This window comes from Rhizobium sp. BR 250 (genome assembly GCF_047445855.1).
Classification (GTDB): domain Bacteria; phylum Pseudomonadota; class Alphaproteobacteria; order Rhizobiales; family Rhizobiaceae; genus Agrobacterium; species Agrobacterium tumefaciens_I.
Genome location: NZ_JARWKW010000009.1, coordinates 1 through 18083, shown reverse-complemented (window position 1 = coordinate 18083; position 18083 = coordinate 1). Strand labels below are relative to the sequence as shown.

25 protein-coding genes are annotated in these 18083 nt (G+C 57.7%); 21 read left to right on the top strand and 4 right to left on the bottom strand.

What is annotated here, in order from left to right; translation table 11 throughout:
- Window positions 1-62 precede the first annotated feature (62 nt).
- Window positions 63-650 carry a YqaA family protein gene (locus QD336_RS15315; RefSeq protein WP_269343820.1) on the top strand — a complete coding sequence of 196 codons (588 nt, stop codon included), beginning with the start codon at window positions 63-65 and terminating at the stop codon, window positions 648-650.
- A gap of 248 nt (window positions 651-898) precedes the next feature.
- Window positions 899-1453: a dual specificity protein phosphatase family protein gene (locus tag QD336_RS15310; RefSeq protein WP_269343819.1), complete on the top strand. Its 555-nt coding sequence runs from the start codon at window positions 899-901 to the stop codon at window positions 1451-1453.
- 191 nt (window positions 1454-1644) lie between these two features.
- Here the strand turns inward: QD336_RS15310 and QD336_RS15305 are convergent, their stop codons facing one another.
- The gene (locus QD336_RS15305) at window positions 1645-1848 is read right to left on the bottom strand and encodes a hypothetical protein (protein ID WP_269343817.1); all 204 of its coding nucleotides are present in this window, start codon (window positions 1846-1848) and stop codon (window positions 1645-1647) included.
- A 195-nt stretch (window positions 1849-2043) separates the two neighbouring features.
- Entirely contained in the window at window positions 2044-2304 is a 261-nt protein-coding gene (locus QD336_RS15300; RefSeq protein WP_020012294.1) for a hypothetical protein, read from the bottom strand.
- 350 nt (window positions 2305-2654) lie between these two features.
- Between QD336_RS15300 and QD336_RS15295 the strand changes: the two genes are divergently transcribed.
- From QD336_RS15295 to QD336_RS15280, 4 genes are all read left to right on the top strand, one after another.
- Window positions 2655-4070, top strand: a complete 1416-nt coding sequence (locus QD336_RS15295; RefSeq protein ID WP_499171270.1) for a tyrosine-type recombinase/integrase — start codon at window positions 2655-2657, stop codon at window positions 4068-4070.
- Window positions 4071-4257: 187 nt separating this feature from the next.
- The gene (locus tag QD336_RS15290) at window positions 4258-4473 is read left to right on the top strand and encodes a helix-turn-helix transcriptional regulator (RefSeq protein WP_499171269.1); all 216 of its coding nucleotides are present in this window, start codon (window positions 4258-4260) and stop codon (window positions 4471-4473) included.
- The gene (locus QD336_RS15285; RefSeq protein ID WP_499171268.1) at window positions 4470-5321 is read left to right on the top strand and encodes a hypothetical protein; all 852 of its coding nucleotides are present in this window, start codon (window positions 4470-4472) and stop codon (window positions 5319-5321) included. Before QD336_RS15290 ends, QD336_RS15285 begins: the two co-directional genes overlap by 4 nt.
- Window positions 5308-5547, top strand: coding sequence for a hypothetical protein (locus QD336_RS15280; RefSeq protein ID WP_499171267.1), 240 nt, complete (start codon window positions 5308-5310; stop codon window positions 5545-5547). Before QD336_RS15285 ends, QD336_RS15280 begins: the two co-directional genes overlap by 14 nt.
- Before the next feature lie 218 nt (window positions 5548-5765).
- On the opposite strand, the gene QD336_RS15275 is transcribed toward QD336_RS15280, so the two are convergent.
- The gene (locus QD336_RS15275) at window positions 5766-6137 is read right to left on the bottom strand and encodes a hypothetical protein (RefSeq protein WP_499171266.1); all 372 of its coding nucleotides are present in this window, start codon (window positions 6135-6137) and stop codon (window positions 5766-5768) included.
- A 164-nt stretch (window positions 6138-6301) separates the two neighbouring features.
- On the opposite strand from QD336_RS15275, the gene QD336_RS15270 reads away from it, so the two are divergent.
- From QD336_RS15270 to QD336_RS15200, 15 genes are all read left to right on the top strand, one after another.
- Window positions 6302-7543: a phage portal protein gene (locus QD336_RS15270; protein ID WP_499171265.1), complete on the top strand. Its 1242-nt coding sequence runs from the start codon at window positions 6302-6304 to the stop codon at window positions 7541-7543.
- Entirely contained in the window at window positions 7533-7928 is a 396-nt protein-coding gene (locus QD336_RS15265) for a hypothetical protein (RefSeq protein WP_499171264.1), read from the top strand. The genes QD336_RS15270 and QD336_RS15265 overlap by 11 nt, the downstream gene beginning before the upstream one ends.
- A 70-nt stretch (window positions 7929-7998) precedes the next feature.
- Window positions 7999-8544, top strand: coding sequence for an HK97 family phage prohead protease (locus QD336_RS15260; protein ID WP_499171263.1), 546 nt, complete (start codon window positions 7999-8001; stop codon window positions 8542-8544).
- A gap of 2 nt (window positions 8545-8546) precedes the next feature.
- Window positions 8547-9689, top strand: a complete 1143-nt coding sequence (locus QD336_RS15255) for a phage major capsid protein (protein ID WP_499171262.1) — start codon at window positions 8547-8549, stop codon at window positions 9687-9689.
- A 26-nt stretch (window positions 9690-9715) separates the two neighbouring features.
- Window positions 9716-10096 carry a hypothetical protein gene (locus QD336_RS15250; RefSeq protein WP_499171261.1) on the top strand — a complete coding sequence of 127 codons (381 nt, stop codon included), beginning with the start codon at window positions 9716-9718 and terminating at the stop codon, window positions 10094-10096.
- 355 nt (window positions 10097-10451) lie between these two features.
- Window positions 10452-10940: a hypothetical protein gene (locus QD336_RS15245; RefSeq protein ID WP_499171260.1), complete on the top strand. Its 489-nt coding sequence runs from the start codon at window positions 10452-10454 to the stop codon at window positions 10938-10940.
- A 118-nt stretch (window positions 10941-11058) separates the two neighbouring features.
- Entirely contained in the window at window positions 11059-11376 is a 318-nt protein-coding gene (locus tag QD336_RS15240) for a head-tail connector protein (RefSeq protein ID WP_499171259.1), read from the top strand.
- Entirely contained in the window at window positions 11369-11788 is a 420-nt protein-coding gene (locus QD336_RS15235; protein WP_499171258.1) for an HK97-gp10 family putative phage morphogenesis protein, read from the top strand. Before QD336_RS15240 ends, QD336_RS15235 begins: the two co-directional genes overlap by 8 nt.
- Window positions 11785-12198: a DUF3168 domain-containing protein gene (locus tag QD336_RS15230; RefSeq protein ID WP_499171257.1), complete on the top strand. Its 414-nt coding sequence runs from the start codon at window positions 11785-11787 to the stop codon at window positions 12196-12198. Before QD336_RS15235 ends, QD336_RS15230 begins: the two co-directional genes overlap by 4 nt.
- Complete coding sequence (locus tag QD336_RS15225) at window positions 12195-12512, top strand: phage head closure protein (protein WP_499171256.1); 318 nt, start codon at window positions 12195-12197, stop codon at window positions 12510-12512. Before QD336_RS15230 ends, QD336_RS15225 begins: the two co-directional genes overlap by 4 nt.
- On the top strand, window positions 12509-12925 hold the full coding sequence (locus QD336_RS15220) for a phage terminase small subunit P27 family (protein ID WP_499171255.1): 417 nt from the start codon (window positions 12509-12511) through the stop codon (window positions 12923-12925). Before QD336_RS15225 ends, QD336_RS15220 begins: the two co-directional genes overlap by 4 nt.
- Window positions 12909-14537, top strand: coding sequence for a terminase large subunit (locus QD336_RS15215; RefSeq protein ID WP_499171254.1), 1629 nt, complete (start codon window positions 12909-12911; stop codon window positions 14535-14537). The genes QD336_RS15220 and QD336_RS15215 overlap by 17 nt, the downstream gene beginning before the upstream one ends.
- Before the next feature lie 11 nt (window positions 14538-14548).
- Complete coding sequence (locus QD336_RS15210; protein ID WP_499171253.1) at window positions 14549-16564, top strand: phage tail tape measure protein; 2016 nt, start codon at window positions 14549-14551, stop codon at window positions 16562-16564.
- Entirely contained in the window at window positions 16561-16929 is a 369-nt protein-coding gene (locus QD336_RS15205; protein ID WP_499171252.1) for a phage tail assembly chaperone, read from the top strand. Before QD336_RS15210 ends, QD336_RS15205 begins: the two co-directional genes overlap by 4 nt.
- A gap of 4 nt (window positions 16930-16933) precedes the next feature.
- Window positions 16934-17839, top strand: a complete 906-nt coding sequence (locus QD336_RS15200; RefSeq protein WP_499171251.1) for a hypothetical protein — start codon at window positions 16934-16936, stop codon at window positions 17837-17839.
- A 34-nt stretch (window positions 17840-17873) separates the two neighbouring features.
- Here QD336_RS15200 and QD336_RS15195 read toward each other — a convergent pair.
- The coding region (locus tag QD336_RS15195; RefSeq protein WP_499171250.1) for an integrase core domain-containing protein at window positions 17874-18083 on the bottom strand (210 nt) is incomplete at its 5' end.

The window sequence follows — 18083 nt, the reverse complement described above, 5'->3', positions numbered from 1 at the left end:
CGCTGAAAGGCTTCATCTTCCGCCCGCCCTCACTCCGCAATGCTCTTCCCCGGGGATATGAAATGCTGAAAAACCTCTATGCCTGGACGATGGCGCTGGCCGCCCGCAAAACCGCCGTCTGGTGGCTTGCGATCGTCGCCTTCGTGGAAAGCTCCGTCTTCGTCGTGCCTGCGGATGTGCTGTTCCTGCCCATGGTGCTGGCCAAGCCGAAAAAGGCGATGTTTTATGCACTGGTGGCAACCGTCGCCTCGGTTCTCGGTGGCATTGCCGGCTGGTTTCTCGGCCATTACGCCTTTGAGAGCGTCGCGCGGCCCATTCTCGAATTTTACGGCAAGCTCGACAGTTTCGAGCATCTCAAGAGTTCGGTGAATTACGAAACCATCATTCTCCTGCTGGTGACATCGGGGCTCGCGCATCTGCCGCCGATCAAGGTCGTCACGATTCTTTCCGGCGCGGCCAATATCAGCCTCGGCCTGTTCATTCTTTCGGCCGTCGTCACACGCGGCGCCCGCTTTTTCATCCTCGCAGGACTGCTGCAGAAATACGGGGAATCGGTGCGCCATTTCATCGAAAAACGCCTCGGCGTCATAACGGCGGCAGCGGCAGGCGCCCTCATTGCGGTCTATGCGGTCTACGTTTTCGTGCGTTGACGGGAATAGGACGGCGAAAAATCTGTGCGGTTTTCACCTGAGGTCCCGCCGGACTTTATCGATGTGAATCAGGATGATTTCGGATCCGCCGGGGCCGAAATCACCTTAAGCCGGGCGCGATTTTTCTACTCTTACAATACTGTCGCATAACTTTCAGCTTACTGTCAGAATCCGTCTGTATCGGTTCTCTCGTTCAATCAGAGGGCCGTCTTATTATGAGAAGATTTTGGAAGTGCTCCTTTTGGGGCATGGGCATTGCTGTGCTTGCCACAGGCGGTTATCTCTACGGCATTCAGCTCCTGGGCAATTTTCATGAGGTGGTTGCGGGGCAACTTTATCGCTCCAACCAGCCGAGTACCGAGGAACTTGTCCGCTATACCAAGGATTACGGTATCAGGACCGTCATCAATCTGCGCGGCGCCAACGAATCCAAGGCCTGGTATCAGGGAGAGGTCGAAACCTCGCGTCAGCTTGGACTGAATCACATAGATTTCGGCATGTCGGCCAGCCAGGAACTCGACATGAACAGGGTCAACGAGCTGGTCGCGATCATGCGTGACGCGCCGAAACCCATCCTTATCCATTGCAAGGCCGGCGCAGACAGGACAGGCCTCGCCACTGCGCTCTATCTCAGCCGCGTTGCGGGGCTCGACGAAGAACAGGCGGAAAGCCAGCTTTCCTTCCGCTTCGGCCATATCGGCATCCCTTATCTGTCGGAAACCTACGCCATGGACCGGACCTGGGAAAACGCGGAAAAACTCCCCATCATCGACGACGTCGCCATTGCATCCAACGAGTACTGAAAGCGGCTTCCGGCACGCTGCCTGCATGATGATCTGAACGGACTTTGCGTTCCGTCCTGATGATGCATGTCATAGGGGCTGGCGCAAAGCCGCGAATTGCGGCTGGCTGGCTGAACACGCACCGGCACTACGCCATTCCTCACGCTCCACAAGCTGCGCCAAAAACGGCTTGTGGAGTGCAAGCCTTCGGTTCAATCGCGCCCGATATCCGGCGTCCATCCGCGCGTATATCCCTTTCCCATGATGGCAACCGCAAGGGAAAGCTGTTCCTGCAAATGCTCGATTTCGCCGAGAAGAGCTTCGACAGCAGCCTTCGCATCGCCGTCATGACACTGGATGATATATCCCGCTATGTCGTCAGGCCGCATCGGGGTGATTTTTTCAGCGTTGGACATATTGGATGACCTCTCTTTTGTTCACTAAATGTTCTAATTTTAGCGAAGAGTCAACAAGGCAAATATGCGCGGTCTTTCGACAGTCGGCGGCTTTGGAATTGAGATTTTTCAGGAATTAAACCGGAGAATGCTCAGGAGAATGGCCGCAGCGCGGGATACCTGCCCAAAATCCCTGCGGTGCCGCGAAATCAAACGTCAATGAACTGACGGGTCCTCGCCATCCAGGAAACTGCGAATCCCGTCTTTCTCGCAGGTGGCCAGAAATTCTTCCCAGGCGTCCTTGTCTGTCGCGAAAGGTTCATCCCAGGTGGTGACATCGTCGTGCTCGCTGATAACCTCGAGCGTCCAATCCTGCTGGGTGCCGGCCGGCCGGTAGATATCAACGAGGACCGTGATACCCTCATCTTCAAACTCGCCCGAGAATTCCGAGTGTTCTATTTTCGGTTTTTTAGCCATCCCGGCACACCTCATTCTCAGGCTTTGATAAACGCACACCCGAACCGGGTCTGTTAAATTCGCGCATGGCGCCGCTTACAAGAGAGCTGAAACAAATATAGCCAGCTCTGGGGGAACTGGCTATCTATCTGATTTAATGGTCGGAGCGGCGGGATTCGAACCCACGACCCCTTGACCCCCAGAAGCGTGCCGACCCTATCACAGGGTAACACACGATAACAAGCCCCATACGGAACGTATTGCGAAAAAAGGCTTTTCGGGAATATGTTAGCACTTGATCGCAACATGACGTAACGCCCCCTAACACCCAGATTGTGTTACCCCGCGTTACCCCGAAGGGCATTTGATCCATGGCGAAACGCATCGCAAAAACCCTCACAATCTTGGCCGTAAAGGGCGCTCAGGGTAACGGGGTAACAAGACAAGAGATCCCCGATGCCGCGTTGCCTGGCCTGTATCTGGTCGTGCAACCGGCTGGGGCGAAGAGCTGGGCACTGCGCTATCGCCAGAACGGAAAGCCCGCAAAGCTGACACTCGGCCCCGTCATTATCGAGCGTGAGAAGCCGCTTGAGGAAGATCCGGCAATCGGTTCGGCGATGACGCTGCCAGAGGCGAGGGCGGTCGCAAGGCGGGAGCTTCGAGCGCTGACCGAAGGTCAAAACCTGACCCGTCGGAAGACCGAGGCCGCAGCTCAGGCGGTGGCGCGAGTGGATGACAAGGAATTCCTAGTCGAGGCTATGGCAGCAAAGTTCGTGCACGGCACCGTCAAACCGAAGAACCGCTCTTGGCAGGAAACCCGCCGGCAATTTCGCGCTGAAATCGGATATCTGAACCGAGAAGGCATTGATGAGGATTTGGAAGCATACCTCATCTCTAGGAATCGCAAAGGGGCGAAGAAGCCGCCTGAGGCATGGCTAGGGCGCGACGTCCGCGATATCACGAAATCCGATGTGGTGCGGCTCCTTGATGGTCTCGTGGAGCGAGGCAGCCCGGTCACCGCCAATCGAGTATTCGTGACCTTAAGCACGTTTTTCAACTGGATGGTCGGCCGCGATGTTGTGAAGGCCAACCCGATGACGGGTCTGAAGAAATTCACAGTCGAAAGCAGCCGTGACCGCGTACTAACCGACGACGAACTTAGAATATTCTGGCAGGCCACCAAGCAGCATGGGTATCCGTTCGGTCCGATGTGGCGGCTTCTTCTCCTGACAGCTCAGCGTCGCCAGGAGGTGTCCGGCTTGACGTGGCGGGAACTCAATCTGAAGTTAAATGATCAACACTGGCTGTTGCCGAAAGAGCGATCCAAAAACGGCCGGGAGAACTTCGTTCCACTTGGCGGCAAAGCGCTTCGGGAGATCCAGTCCATCGAGCGGGTGAGGGGATGCGATTTCCTGTTCACAACCACGGCGACAACGGCGGTCTCTGGCTTCTCTAGGTCGAAGGCGCGGCTCGATGCGACGATGCTGGAAATCATGAAGAAAGAGGCAGTGGAGCGAGGCGATGATCCGAAGAAGGTAAAGCTTCAACAGTGGGGCCTGCACGATCTCCGAAGAACTGCAGCTTCGGGGATGGCGCGTCTCGGCACTCCGATACACATCACTGAAGCAATTCTGAACCATTCCGGTGGCACGATCTCGGGTGTCGCAGCCGTCTACATTCGGCACGATTTTCGCGAAGAGAAGCGCGCGGCGTTGACCGCTTGGGAGGCTTTTGTGATGTCTCTCGTCGGTGAGGTGGAGTCCAACGTTGTGCCGTTGAGGGCATAACAAAAAACGATTGTTCATAATCGTTCGATAAATTGTTCTTAATACTCTTCGTATTTTAAATCAGATTAGTATTCTTGATCAATAGTATAACCTTCACAATACGTAGCGTATTGAAAAGTTTAATGTTGCCGATACAGGTTTTGTGTAATTAATCGTTGGCCCTGTCAGTTTTTTGAAAGGGCCAGCGATGACTGAAACACCACAAACTCCTCAGAAGAAATTCATCACCGCGAATGACGTCTGTGCACGATACGGCCGCGTCACGACGATGACTCTACACAGATGGCTGACCAATCCGGATAATGATTTTCCTCGTCCTATCAGGATTGGCAAGCTTAGGTTCTGGGAGATCGCAGCGCTCGACGCTTATGACGCGGCAAAAATTGCGGAGACCGCGCAATGAATATCCGAAATGAAAAAGCTGGCCGGGGCGGCAACCCCAACCAGCTCAATATCAAACATCACGATACGAAAACGATAGCCCGAGACCGCCGTGAAATCAACGGAAAACGCGACTATGCGTCGGAGAAATATCGGCTGCTAAAGCTCCACGCTGGCATCCGTTACAACGACCTTGGGCGCCTCGTATCGTACCGTCGCCGTCACGGCTTGGAGCTTGGTACGGAGGCTGCGTGGGCGGCGGTTCTGGCGAATTTGACGGAATGCTTCGGCGTATCGGCCGACGCTTGTTCCATCAATTCGCTCGCACGACGCCTAGGGTTGCCACCAATTGATCCCGATGTTGCGGCAGCCGCCTGCCGTTCTGCTGACGGAATAATAATGGCCGCTTTTGTTGCCGGAAAGCTTTTGCAGGTTTTGAGCTGCGAACGTACAGCCGCAGTGATTCGATCGCTCGAAGCGATTGACGAACCTGCGGATGCGCGGAAGCGCCGTCTGAACCGCGCGAGACAACAAAAACGCCGGGCTGTCACGCGACATAAGGTAATCACGGCGCGTGACACACGGCGCAGGACGGCTTCGCCGGCTCTTCGAGCATTGACCTCTTCGAGTTCAATCCGCCTACCGTTTCGGCAAGAGCCGCAGCCTTCCTTCTTCCCTATCGGGGAAGGGACTGTCATGGACGCACCACGCCAGGCAAGCGAGATCAACGATCGAGCCTTTGCGCCGCAGGCGCGCCTTGCCGGTTCAAGACCGCCGATCTGCGAACCTTTCGACCTTTCTCAACCCTCAAACCCGGAGCCGTCGCAAGCCAAGCCCTCACTTTCAGGAGAACAAAATGACCACCTTTAGACCATTGGTTATCCGAGTTACCGAACGCGACTGGGCACTCGAAGGCAAACGGACAATATTTGAAACCGTAAAAAACGGTCGAGTGATCGCCACTTACGTGCCGGATTTCGCCTCAGAACGGGAGCCGCTGATCCGCTATTTCAAAGAGTCCGGGCACCACGTCGAGATCGAAACGTTGGGCCAAATCGAGAGGCCTCGCCATCTGCGGGAAAGGGGCGACCGATGAAACCGCCACTGACCGCAGCACGTTTCGACAAGCTTTCGGAGAGCCAATCTCGCGTCCCTGAAAATCCTTCACGAGTTATTTGGACACTGTCAGGCATCGGCAGAAGGATCGGGTGCGGCCCGGATTTTGTCCGGGACAATCTCGCAAAACAGCAAGGCTCACCAGTCAAACAAATTGGGTCAAGATACTATGCATTCGAGTCTGATCTACTCGCCTTTCTACGGTTTAAAGACAGAGATGGCTAAGCTGAGGAAGCTGATGCAGACCGCCAACCAAGTGGCCCACGGTTTGTAAAACATTTCAATTTCGGCAAAGCACTGTCGTCGTAGCAGCGCTTTGCCATCTGTGCTTAGATAGTGCCGAAAATGGACGCTGGACCAGTTCCATGCATCGTTTTCGTCCGCTTCGCTGTTAGGTCGGTGTGGAACCGGCACGCCCCACTTTCGAGCTCTCTTCAACGCGGCCGCAGTTTCTAACTCATTGAGGGACGCTTCTGTTAGATCAACATCATTGCGGTAACCCCAGTACAGATCTTCGGCTTCTTTGCTGCCGCGACGGTATTTTGTCTCCTTCAGCTTCGCACGGTACATGTCATCCAAATGCTCGAGTTCATGCCGAAGCTGGATAATCCGGTATCTGTCATCTCTCCATTTTATGAGTGATCCTAGCGCGCCCATTTCTTACCTATTGCCCCCCTGAAATCCCTGCTCAAACCATTACGCGATTCCTGCGGTAATGCGCCATAAACTGGTGCATGAAGATATGGCCGTTTTCCAGACCCGAAAAAATTGAGACCCGCGACGCTAACGTGGCGGACGTGGACGGCGTGTTGTCAGCGCTATGGTCCGGCGCGTCTAGCGGGGCAGTCGGCATTTCCGGCGCCGCAGCTCTTCGGGTTCCGGCGGTGGCGAACGCGGTTCGTGTCATTTCCGAAGCAGCGGCCACACTCGATGTCCGTATTATGGAGCGCGATGAAAACGGCGTCGAGACCGAGGACAAATCGCACCCCGTCGGGCTGCTGTTGCGCGCCGACGTGAACGCATGGACATCCGGTTTCGAACTCATCCGCGACCTCACCGCCGGCGCGCTGACCAACGACGCGGGCGGTCTGGCTTACGTCAACCGCGTCGGCGATGAAGTCCGCGAGATTATCCGCTACCAGCCTTCGGCGATCACGGTCCAGTACGACCCACAGACCGGCGAACCGACATACCGTGTCAACGGCAACGTGGTACCGGCACGCAACATCGTCCACCTTCGCGGCCCTTTCGACAAGTCCCCGCTGACACTGGCAGCCGAAGCCATCGGCGCAGCAAAGGTCATGGAAGCCCACGCGGGCAACCTGTTCAAGAACGGCGCGAAGCCCGGCGGTATCATTGAAAGCCCGAAATCGCTCGGCGACGAGGGCGTCAAAAAGATGATCAAGGCTTGGCGTCTTGCACATGACGGCGCGTCCAATACCGGGAAGACCGGCATTTTGTGGGATGGTGCAAGCTTTAAACAAATGATGCTGAACTCGGTCGACGCTCAGTTTATCGAGCTCCGCCGCTTCCAAATTCTTGAAATCTGCCGCGCCTTCCGCATCCCGCCGTCGATGCTCTACGAGCTTGAGCGCGCCACATGGTCGAACAGCGAACAGATGGGCCGCGAGTTCCTGACGTACACGCTCGAGCCATGGCTCCGGGCGCTTGAAGCGGCACTGGCTCGCGCCCTGTTGTCACGCGCTGACCGCACGCGCTTCCGCATCCTTCTCGACCGCGACGATCTCACCCGGGCCGATCTGACCGCCCGCGCCACTGCGATTTCGAGCCTCATCAGCGCCAAGGTTCTCAATCCGAACGAGGCGCGCAGCTGGCTTGATCTTGGGCCCTATGAGGGCGGTGACGCCTTCGCAAACCCTCACATAAATCCAAACGCTCCAGGCGTTGGCCATAACGGTGGCCCTAAGCTTGAAGACGAAAAGCCGGTAGAGGAGCCGACAACCGATGACGCTTGAGGCAATCCTCTCGAACCTTGTGGATCAGGATAAGGGGCGCTGGTTGGAACTGGTCGACCCTTGGGAAGGCAAGCCCATTGGCGTCCGTCTGTTGATCGCCGGTCCGGACAGCCAAACACAACACAAAGCACGCGTTGCGATGATGGATGACTTGGCTTCAGGCGCTGATGCCGACGGAAAAGTTTCATTCGAGTTTCGTGAAAAGGCCCGCCTGGCTTGCTTGGCGCGCTGCGTTCAGAACTGGGACGTGGCGGGTGATTTCGGCCTTGCTGCGAGGTTCGGACATGCCGCCATGCTGAAGCTTTTGGCCGTGGCATGGATTGAGCAGCAGACTGATGCTTTCGCTGGCGATCGTGCTCACTTCCGGAGCCCGGCCGCCGAATGATCGAAGCACTGCACGCAATCCTCATCGCCATTCTTTTTTTCGGAATTTTCTTTCTTCTCGGAGGCCGCCGGTGATTGACCATCTCGATCTTAATATTCGCTTCGACGCGTCCGGCGATGAGGGGCAGTTCACCGGCCATGCCGTGATCTTCGATGAGCGCAACGCTCACAATGAAACCGTTCAGCGCGGTGCATTCAAGCGGTCTCTTGCCGAGCATAAAGCCGCTGGCACGCGTCCACTCATGCTCTGGAGCCACAATCCTTCCGAGATAATCGGCGTTTGGACCTCCATCACGGAGGACGCCACCGGCCTAGCCGTATCGGGAAAGATCGTTACCAGCACGACGCGCGGCCGAGAGGCATACGATCTCCTGAAGGCCGGCGCCCTGAACGGTCTGTCAATTGGTTTCCGATCTCGCGGGGACAAGCGCGCAGCCAATGGTGTCCGCGTACTTACCGATATCGATCTCGCCGAAATTTCAATCGTGGGCATGCCGTCAGCTGGACGCGCCCGGATCACCTCTGTTCGTAGCAACGGCCGCTCATCCGGGAGCGCAGCGGCCTTCATCGATGCATGCCGGAAGGCGAAATGCGCTCTCGTCAAGAAAGGGAAATGACCATGCAGCATTTTAATCCTCCACTCGAAACCCGCGCGGAAAATGACGATCCCCTGGCACTTGCCACGCAGGCTGTCGAGGAACTGCGCGCGGGCTTCGAAGAGTACCGCACCGGCTCCGAAACCACGATCACAGAATTGCGTGCGCAGGTGACGGATCTGGAAACGCGCATGAACCGTCCCGGTGGCGGTGGCGACCAGCGCAACGAAGAACCCACCATCGAGCGCCGCGCCTTCACCAACTTCCTGCGCATGGGCAGAGAGGCCATGGAGGCCGAAGAGGTCCGCGCCCTGATCGTCGGTGACGACACCAAGGGCGGTTATCTCGCTCCCCCCGAGTTTCAGGCTGAAGTCATCAAGGGCATTGTCGAAATCTCCCCGATCCGGCAAGCCGTGCGCGTCGGCTCGACCGGGGCCGGTTCCGTCATCCTGCCGAAGATGACCGGGCGGCCTACCGCCAACTGGGTCGGCGAGGATGAAGAGCGCGACGAAACGACCATGACCTATGGTCAGCTTGAAATCCCGATCCACGAACTGGCCTGCTTCATCGACGTGTCACAGAAGCTGCTGGAAGACTCGGCCATCAACGTTGAGAGCGAAGTCGCCAGCGAGCTTTCGCAGGAATTCGCGCTCAAGGAAAACGCGGCCTTCTCCAATGGCAACGGTGCCAAGAAGCCGCTCGGCATCCAGCAGGTTCCGAACATCGCGGAGATCGTCAACGGTCACGCCGCCAACATCAACGCCGATCAACTGATTGGCCTGATGTACGCGCTGCCCGCACCCTACCGGAACAATGGCTCCTGGCTGATGAACGGGACCACGCTCGGCAAGGTCCGCACCCTCAAGGATGGGCAGGGTAATTATCTGTGGCAGCCGTCATATCAGGCGGGCCAGCCTTCGACGCTGCTGGGCCGTCCGGTTATCGAAGATCCGACGATGCCCGATATCGCCAACGGCGCATTCCCGATCATCTACGGCGATTTCTCGAAAGCGTACCGCGTCTATGACCGCGTCGGCATGTCGATCCTTCGCGATCCGTACACCCAGGCCACGAAGGGAATGGTCCGGTTCCATGCGCGCCGCCGCGTCGGTGGCGGCCCGGTTCTCACCGAAGCGCTGCGCAAACTGAAGATGGCCACGGCTTAACAGCCGGAAAGAGAAAGGAATTTCAAATGCGTGATTTGGTTCACAATATTGGTGTTGTCCAGAGCATTGCTCCGGCCGACATCGCCGCCAGCACCAACGGTTCGTCCGTTGACCTGTTGGGCTTCGACAGCGTGGCGTTCGTCGCTACCACGGGCGCACGTACCGCTTCCGGCGCGTTCACCCTGGCGCTGGAGGAGAGCGACGACAACGCCACTTTCACCGCCGTCGACGCTGATCATATTCAGGCGCCAGTGTCGGGAAACCTTGCAGCCAACAGCACGGCCACGGTCGGTTACCGTGGCTTCAAGCGCTATGTGCGTCCGGTTCTGACCAAGGGCTCCGGCACATCCATCTTCGTAAGCGTCGTCGCCATCAAGGGCAATGCCGCAGACAAGCCGGTTGCCTGACCATGCCAGTCCGCGCGCCACGAATATGCAAGTGCGGCAAGGCCGTTCCTTCGGGAGTGACCTGCCCATGCGTGGCGCGCGATAGCCGAGAGCGCAAGGCTCGGTTCGATCAGAAGAGACCTGCAGCGCGTGAGCGTGGTTACGACGGCGAGTGGCGAAAAGCTGCCAAGGCGTTTCTCGCTCAACCCGGTAACGATCTCTGTTCATGTGGCGCACCTGCAGTCTTGGTTCGCCACGCCATTTCCATCAAGCGCCGTCCAGATCTTCGGATGGTGAAGTCGAATTGGCGGCCAGGCTGCCAGCGATGCAACGCCCTTGACGCCGCGGAAGAGCGGCGCACCGAAAGGAACAGAACATGACCATCTACGCAAGCGCTGGTGCCAAGTTTTATATCGGCGCCGTTAAGGAACAGAAGAGCACCGATTTCGTATTGGCCGACTTCAGCGCCGCCAACGCACCCGAATGGAAAGAAATCCGTGAGGTCGAAGCCCTCGGCTCCGTCGGTGATACCAGCGAGGCCGTCAGCTTCACCGCTATTGGTGATAGCCGCACCCGCACCCTTAAGGGACCGCGCAGCGCTGGTAGCATGGAGGTTGTCTGCGGCATCGATCCCGCGGATGCGGGGCAGCAGGCAGTAGTTGCCGCAGAGAAGACGCCATATGACCACGAGTTCCGCCTCGTACTCAACGACGCACCTCCAGGCGGCACACCATCAGAGCGTCTGTTCATTGCAAAGATCATGTCTCAGAGCGAGCAATTCGATCAGGCAAACTCTGTGATGAAGCTGAACATTAGCTTGGGCGTGAACTCGAACATTGTCCGCGTGGATGCCGACGACGCCTGATGCAGCAACCCGGGGGTGGTCTTCAACTTTCCACCCTCTTTGGGGACCGGCGGCGGGTCTCTCGTGCGAAAATTTTTCGAAATAGCTCTAGTTTTTTAAAACCGAAAAGGTGGCCGTCATGATCGTCAGTTTGACCGAGCTGAAACAGCAGCTGAACCTGACGCCGGATTTCGGAACGGACGATGACGGGCTGCTGGAACGCAAGATTTCAGCCGCGCAAAATCATGTCGAACGCCTGCTCGGCTTCCAGATTGAGGAGACCTATGGCGGCACGGATCAAGACGAAATTCCGCCGGCGCTGGTTGAGGCTGTCTGTCAACTGGCGGCGCATTGGTTCGAAAACCGGGAAGCAACCCTTGTCGGTGTGAACGGCCAGGAGCTGCCCTTCGGCGTCTGGCAGATCGTCAACGAATACAGGGAGTATTCCTTTGGCTGACGATGGTGGAATCGGTCGCATCAAACAGCGACTCGCAATGATCCCGAAGAATGTGCGCGCCGCCATGGTGCCGGAGCTGGTAAAGTCGGGTAACGATTTGGCCGTGACTGCTCGTATCCTTGCGCCTCGCGACACCGGCGCGCTTCAGGATTCGATTGCCGTCACTCCAGGCGGAGCGAACACGCCGCCCTATAGTTCGCCCGGTGGCCGCGTCACTGTTCCAGAACTGGCCGTGGCGGTGACCGCTGGAAACAAGGACGTTCGTTACGCTCATTTGGTCGAACACGGCACTCAGGAGGCGGCAGCGCAGCCATTCTTCTGGCCTGCCTTCCGGTTGCTCCGGAAGAAGATCACCGGCCGCATCAAACGCGCTGCTTCGAAGGCGGTGAAGAGGAATTGGGGTGGCCAATGAGCGCGGAGCTAGCCCTACAAAAAGCCTTGCGCGCTCGACTGTCTTCATCCGGTGACGTTGTCGCGCTGGTGCCAGCCTCATCTATCCTTGACCGTAACGAGAGGCCAAACCCGCGCCCCTCGATCGTCATCGGGGAAGGCCAGTCCGTTGATGAAGGTGAAAGCATCGCTCGCACACTGTCCCGGGTGTACATGGACTTGCATATCTGGGTGCAAGAGCCATCCACGGAGGTATCCAAGCACATAGTCGGCGCAGTCCGGAAAGCAATCAACGCTGCCAATTTGCAGCTTGATCCCGGCTTTCATTGCGCCGATTGCCGGGTGCGCGGTTCCCGTTTCCTACGCGATCCGGACGGCGAAACGTCACACGCTGTTCTGACGGTCGATGCACTTGTGCAGGAGGTATTATGAGATCGGGAAAGCTTGATCGCTCCATCACAATCCAGAGCTTCGCCAACACGGTGAACGATTATGGCACACCGGTAGCGACATGGACCGACGTAGGGACCATTCGCGCGCAGCTGATCCAAAGCAGCACCGAGGAATTTCTGACAGGTGGCGCCAGCGATGAGACCGTCGTCATCTTTCGAACACGCTTCCTCCCAGGCGTCACAGGCGCGTCGCGTGTCCTTTATCAGGGTCGTGAATTCAATATCCGGGAGGTGAAGGAGATCGGCCGCCGTGTCGGTCTGGAGCTGCGCTGTGAACGGACGGTGACGACATGAGCACGCGCGGCCGGAAGGCTGATCTCAAAGCCATCGACGGGGGGCTTAGCGGCGTTCCCAAACCGCCCGCAACGCTTCCCCCGGACATGGTCGCAGAATGGACCGTCATCGCCACCGACATGGTGCAACGGAAGATCCTGACCGCTCCCGCACTCGGTGTGCTGGAGACGTACATAGTCGCACGCTGGATGGTGCAGGAGTGCCAGAAGTCACTTCAGGAACACAGTCCGACGGTGAAAACCGCTCATGGCATGCTGAAGCCAAACCCGGCCGCCGGCATGCTTTCCAGGGCAATGGAGACCGTCGCCCGATTGTCTGCGGAACTCGGCCTGACACCCGCCGCCCGCTCGAAGCAAGGCTTCACGCGGAAAGATAAGCCGAAGGGGGGCGCACCCGATGGCCTTGAAATTTAAGGCAACCCGTCCTGAGTGGGTTTTCGATGGCAGCGATATTGAAGACACGTTCGGCTACGGTGAGCGCGCCGTGGACTTCCTGCGCCGTCTGAAGCACCCGAAAAGCGAGAGCGGTGATTTCGAGCTGCCTCTGTTCTGGGAACGCATTGTCAGGCGCGTTTATGGCCCGTGCTACCCGAACAAGCGTCGTCAGGTGAAGACGGTATTCATCCTCCTGCCGCGTGGTGCCCGCAAGACCACGATGGGCGCAGGCCTCGCATTGCTGCACACGGTGGGATGGGAGCGCGTTCCCGGTGGTCAGGCCATGGTCGCCGCCTCTGCCGAGGAAGACGCGCGTATCGCTTACGATGAGGCCGTCGGCATTGTTGATGAAACCGAATGGTTACAGCCAGCAATGAAGCCGACTGAGTCGCTCTTCTATCTCGAGCATATCAAGAGCAAGGCGACATTCCGCGCATTGGCGTCGGGAGGCCGCGGCAAACTCGGCAAGACACCAAATTTCGTCCTGGCTGACGAACTCATCAACTGGGAAGGCGAGAACGCCCGGCGCAACTGGTCTGCCATCAGAACGGGTCTCAACAAGGTTGCCAACACTCTCTTGGTGGTCATCACACAATCCGGCAGAGGCCAAGAAAATTTGGCGTATGAGCTGCTCACCTATGCCCGCAAAGTGCAGTCTGGTGCCGTAGAGGATCCAAGCTTCCTGCCGGTCTTGTTCGAAAGCAGCCCTGACGATGACTGGGAGGATGAAGACCTGTGGCACATGGTCAACCCGGGCCTCGCTGATGGGTATCCCGATATCGACGGCTTGCGCACCATGGCCCGGGAAGCAAAGGAGAGGCCATCGGACCGCGATAACTTCCGCCAGTTCCATCTGAACTGCTGGCTGGATTATAGCGCGTCTCCGTTTGTCTCAATGCCAGTCTACGACGAGGGCAAGGGCCACGTCGACCTAGACCGTTTCGAGAGCGAACAAACCCCGTGTTATCTGGGCGTCGACCTATCCAGCACCAGCGACTTGACCGCCGTCGTCGCCGCTTGGGGCGACCGCGAGAGCGGTTATGCCGTGCATCCGTGGTTCTTTCTCCCGAAAGACAACATCATGCGCAAGGCGGGGCAAGATGGCGTCAACTACATGGTCTGGGAGGAGCAGGGCCACATCACCCTGACAGACGGCAACGTGGTGGATTATCACGCGGTAGAAGCGGCGATTGAAGAGCTATGCGCTCGGTTTAACGTCAGGGAAATCTCATTCGATCCCTATAACGCCCGTAACTCGCTGAACAATCTCCAAGACAAAGGTTTGCCCGTGGTCGAGTTCCGCCAGGGCTGGGTGTCGATGTCTCCCGCTGTTGATGAACTGGAGCGCTCTATTCTTGCGCGCCGCTTCCAGCACGGCGGCCATCCTATTCTCCGCTGGCATTTCGATAACATCGCCGTCCGCACCGACACGGCAGGCAACCGCACTTTCCACAAGGGCAAGAGCAAAGACCGCATCGACGGCGCTGTAGCAACCGCCATGGCCGTGGCTCGCTGCGCTGCCGGTGAGAGCGGCATTTCATCTTACGAGACGGCCGATATGGATGATCTCGAAAACTGGGCCTACGCCTAAAGGAGACTGTCATGGACGACGAAGAAAGATTGGTCATCCTGCTAGAGGCACGAATAAAAGACCTCGAACGCAACATGGCCAAAGCCTCCGGAACGACTGAACGCGAGTTCCGCAGAATGTCGCAGTCGTCCAAAAAGGCGACGTCCCAAATGGAAGCCGACGCGAAGCGCTCCACCTCACGCATCAGTCAGGCGATGGCCACGGTCGGCACTTCTATTGGCGGTGTCGGCCGTGCGTTTGCCGGCGGATTAATCGGCACTGTCATCGGTGCAGGCATCAGCGGCACCATTCAGAAGCTTGGTGAGGTAGCGCGGGGCGTTGCGGAAATCGGTGATCAGGCGAAGATCGCAGGTGTCAACGTCAAAGCCTTTCAGGAATTGAAGTTCGTTGCTGAACAGAATCGCGTTGGCGTCGACGCTCTACAGGACGGATTGAAAGAGTTGTCCTTGCGGGCCGACGAATTCATCGTATCTCTCGGCAAGTCCGGCTCAGGTGCTGAGGCCTTTCAGCGTCTCGGCTACAGCGTCGATGACCTCAAGGAAAAGCTGAAGGATCCATCAGCACTCTTCGCCGAGATCATCGGTCGCCTCGGGCAGCTCGACAAAGCCGCACAGATCCGTATCAGTGACGAGATTTTCGGCGGCACCGGTGGCGAGCAATTCGTCCAACTGATCGGCCAGGGGGAGCGGGGAATTCGCGATACCATCAAGGCCGCGAATGACCTCGGCATCGTCATGGATGAACAGCTTATCGAGCGTGCGGCCGAGGTTGATCGTCGGTTTCAGATGATCAGCCAAACGGTCGGCTCCACCTTGAAAAGCGCCATCGTCTCCGCCGCTGACTCGCTCTCGGAGTTCATCGATGGTTTCCGTGACTACCAGAAGCAAATGAGCTCCACGCTCGAAAGCACGCAGCGCGATCTGGGAATGAAGCGGCTTGATTTGGAAAACAGCATTCTAGAGGCGCAGAACAATGGTGCCCTCGGTGAGCGCAATCGAAACAAGGCGATCGGCCAATACCGCCTCGAGATGCAAAAGCTGGCCGAAGAAGAAGCTAAGGTCGTGAAGGTTCTCGGCGACCGCATCCAGCCGATGAACCGGAGCGGTGAAAAGACATGGACGCCGCCTGCGTATACTCCTCCGTCCGCATCGAAATCGAAAACGCGCGACCCCTCGGTCGCACAGGCGGAGCGGGAGAAGAAAGCAGTTCAGGAATTGATCGCGGAGCTCGAAGAAGAGCTGCGTATCGTTGGCCTGTCCGACGCCGCCAAGCGAGCCTCTGCCGCCTCCAGGCAGGCAGGAGCGGCCGCCACAGATGCAGAGCGGGAAAAGATCATTCAACTCACTGAAGCGATCGCCACGAAAGAGGAAGCACAACGGAAGTCAGACGAAGCCACGCTCTATTATCGCGACCTGACAAAAGCGGGACTCGATGATCTGTTCGGCGCAATCGAAAGCGGGAAATCTTTCTGGGAGGCGATGGGCGACGTTGCCGTAAACTCGCTGAAACGCATCGCTGATACCTTGCTTGACGATGTTTTAGACGCGCTGTTTCAGGTGAACGGTGCGGCGAGTGGAAGCGGTGGCGGTGGTCTGTTCAGCTTCCTCGGCGGCCTGTTTGGCGGTGGTGACTCGCAATGGGCGGGTATCAAATCCGGCTCAATCACAGGCGGCCTCTTCGCTGACGGAGGCGCATTCCCCAATGGCATCAACGGGTACTCAAACCAGATCGTCAGCAAGCCCACCATGTTCGCGTTCGCGGATGGTGCCGGCCTAATGGGCGAAGCCGGGCCGGAGGCGATCATGCCGCTTCGACGCGACTCAAGCGGACGGCTGGGCGTCTCGGTGAATGATACGGCTGCTTCGCGATCTTCCACCAATGGTGGGACTTCAGAAGTTCTCGTAAGCCTATCTCCTGAGCTCGTCGGCCAGATTCTCCAGCAAGCGCAGGGCAACGCCGTCAAGATCGTCCAGAAGAGCAATCAGAACAAGTCGGAGAAATTCATCAACGGTGGTAACCCTCAATGAGCAGCAACCTCCGTGACCTTCTGTGCGCCGAACTGAAGCGCCAGCTCGAAGCGAGGTCACCGGTTGCGCCTCGCATTCCCGCCGGCGGCGATCTGCTTTGGCGCTGGTTCATGGATCTACATCGATCGCGGACACTTCATGCCGCCGGACCGAACCCCATCGCTTACGCCGAAATCGTCGCTTATGCCGCGCTCATGCGCTGGCCTATCGAACCGCGTCATGTCATGATTCTTCGGGCAATGGATCAGACCTATCTTGAGGCCAGTATGAAGCCCCAAGCCGCGGCGCCGAAGGGCGTGAAAACCTTGCCACCAATCTCCTCCGCGCCGGTGACGGCAGGGCTGGTCGACGCGATGTTCGGGTGATGCAATGGTTTATCTGTCGCACTATGTCGATGCCAGAAATTCTCGTCTGCGAGACAAGCACAAGCCTCGACAGATAATTAAAGGCGAGCGCCGAAATCACGTCATTTCGAAGATCATGGATATCTTGGACGATTTCCGCTTCAGCGCGTGGGAGCATGAAGGCTCAACGCGTGCTGGCCTGCGTTCCGCCCTCTGCATTGCGGGCCACGATTGGACAGCATCCGACATTGAGTCTGCCGGGCTGATTACGGCGGCCTTCCAGAAGCTGGCGAAGGGTGCGCGACCTTCCTGGGCAGAGGGTCAGCCGGAATATACGGCTCCTATCGAGGCGTGCAACTGGTGCAAAGAGACGCTCGCTCAGTTTCAGATAGACAGGTGTGAGCGATTTTGCGGAGTCACATGTGCCACCGCCGCACTAAAGTATCGGGAATACGCCACGCACTTTAACAAGGACACAATGGGCCGCGCGGCCTATCGCATCTTACAGCAGGCGAAGACAAAGCCGAGGGAATGCTCTCAGTGCGGGGCAGCCTATCATGCCATCCGCAATGGATCGGACCAGCGGTTCTGCTCGTACAAGTGCCGTGATGCTTCGATGACGACGCTCCCAGTCAAGCCCTGCATGACCTGTGGTACGGACTTCAAGCCTCATGACAGGATAAGCGCATTCTGCTCGCCAGGCTGTTCGGCAACCTATCGTTTTCAGTCCGCGCGCATCGAGAAGGAATGCGCGTGCTGTGGTGAAGGGTTCGTGGCAAAGATTTCCACCGCCATGTATTGCTCCAACGCGTGCAAGAAGCGGGCCTTCAAAGCGCGGCGGGCGAATCCTCCTGAGAAGCGTGGCCTGATCCAGGCAACCCCATCAGAGTCGCCAGTCATATTGCTTTTATTGCCGCTGACCGCCGGGTAATCCCCCCGCTTTCAACGGGGCTCCGCGGTAGAATTCACGCGGCCATTTTCAGTTTCTGAGCGGGCGTGATGCCGCCGATGCCCATATTGGGACGTTCGTTGTTGTAGGTCCATAGCCACTGCGTGGCAAATTCCTGTGCCTCCTCAATGCTTTCGATGATGTGCTGGTCGAGCCATTCATGTCGGACGGTCCGGTTATAGCGTTCGACATAAGCATTCTGCTGCGGCTTGCCCGGCTGGATGTG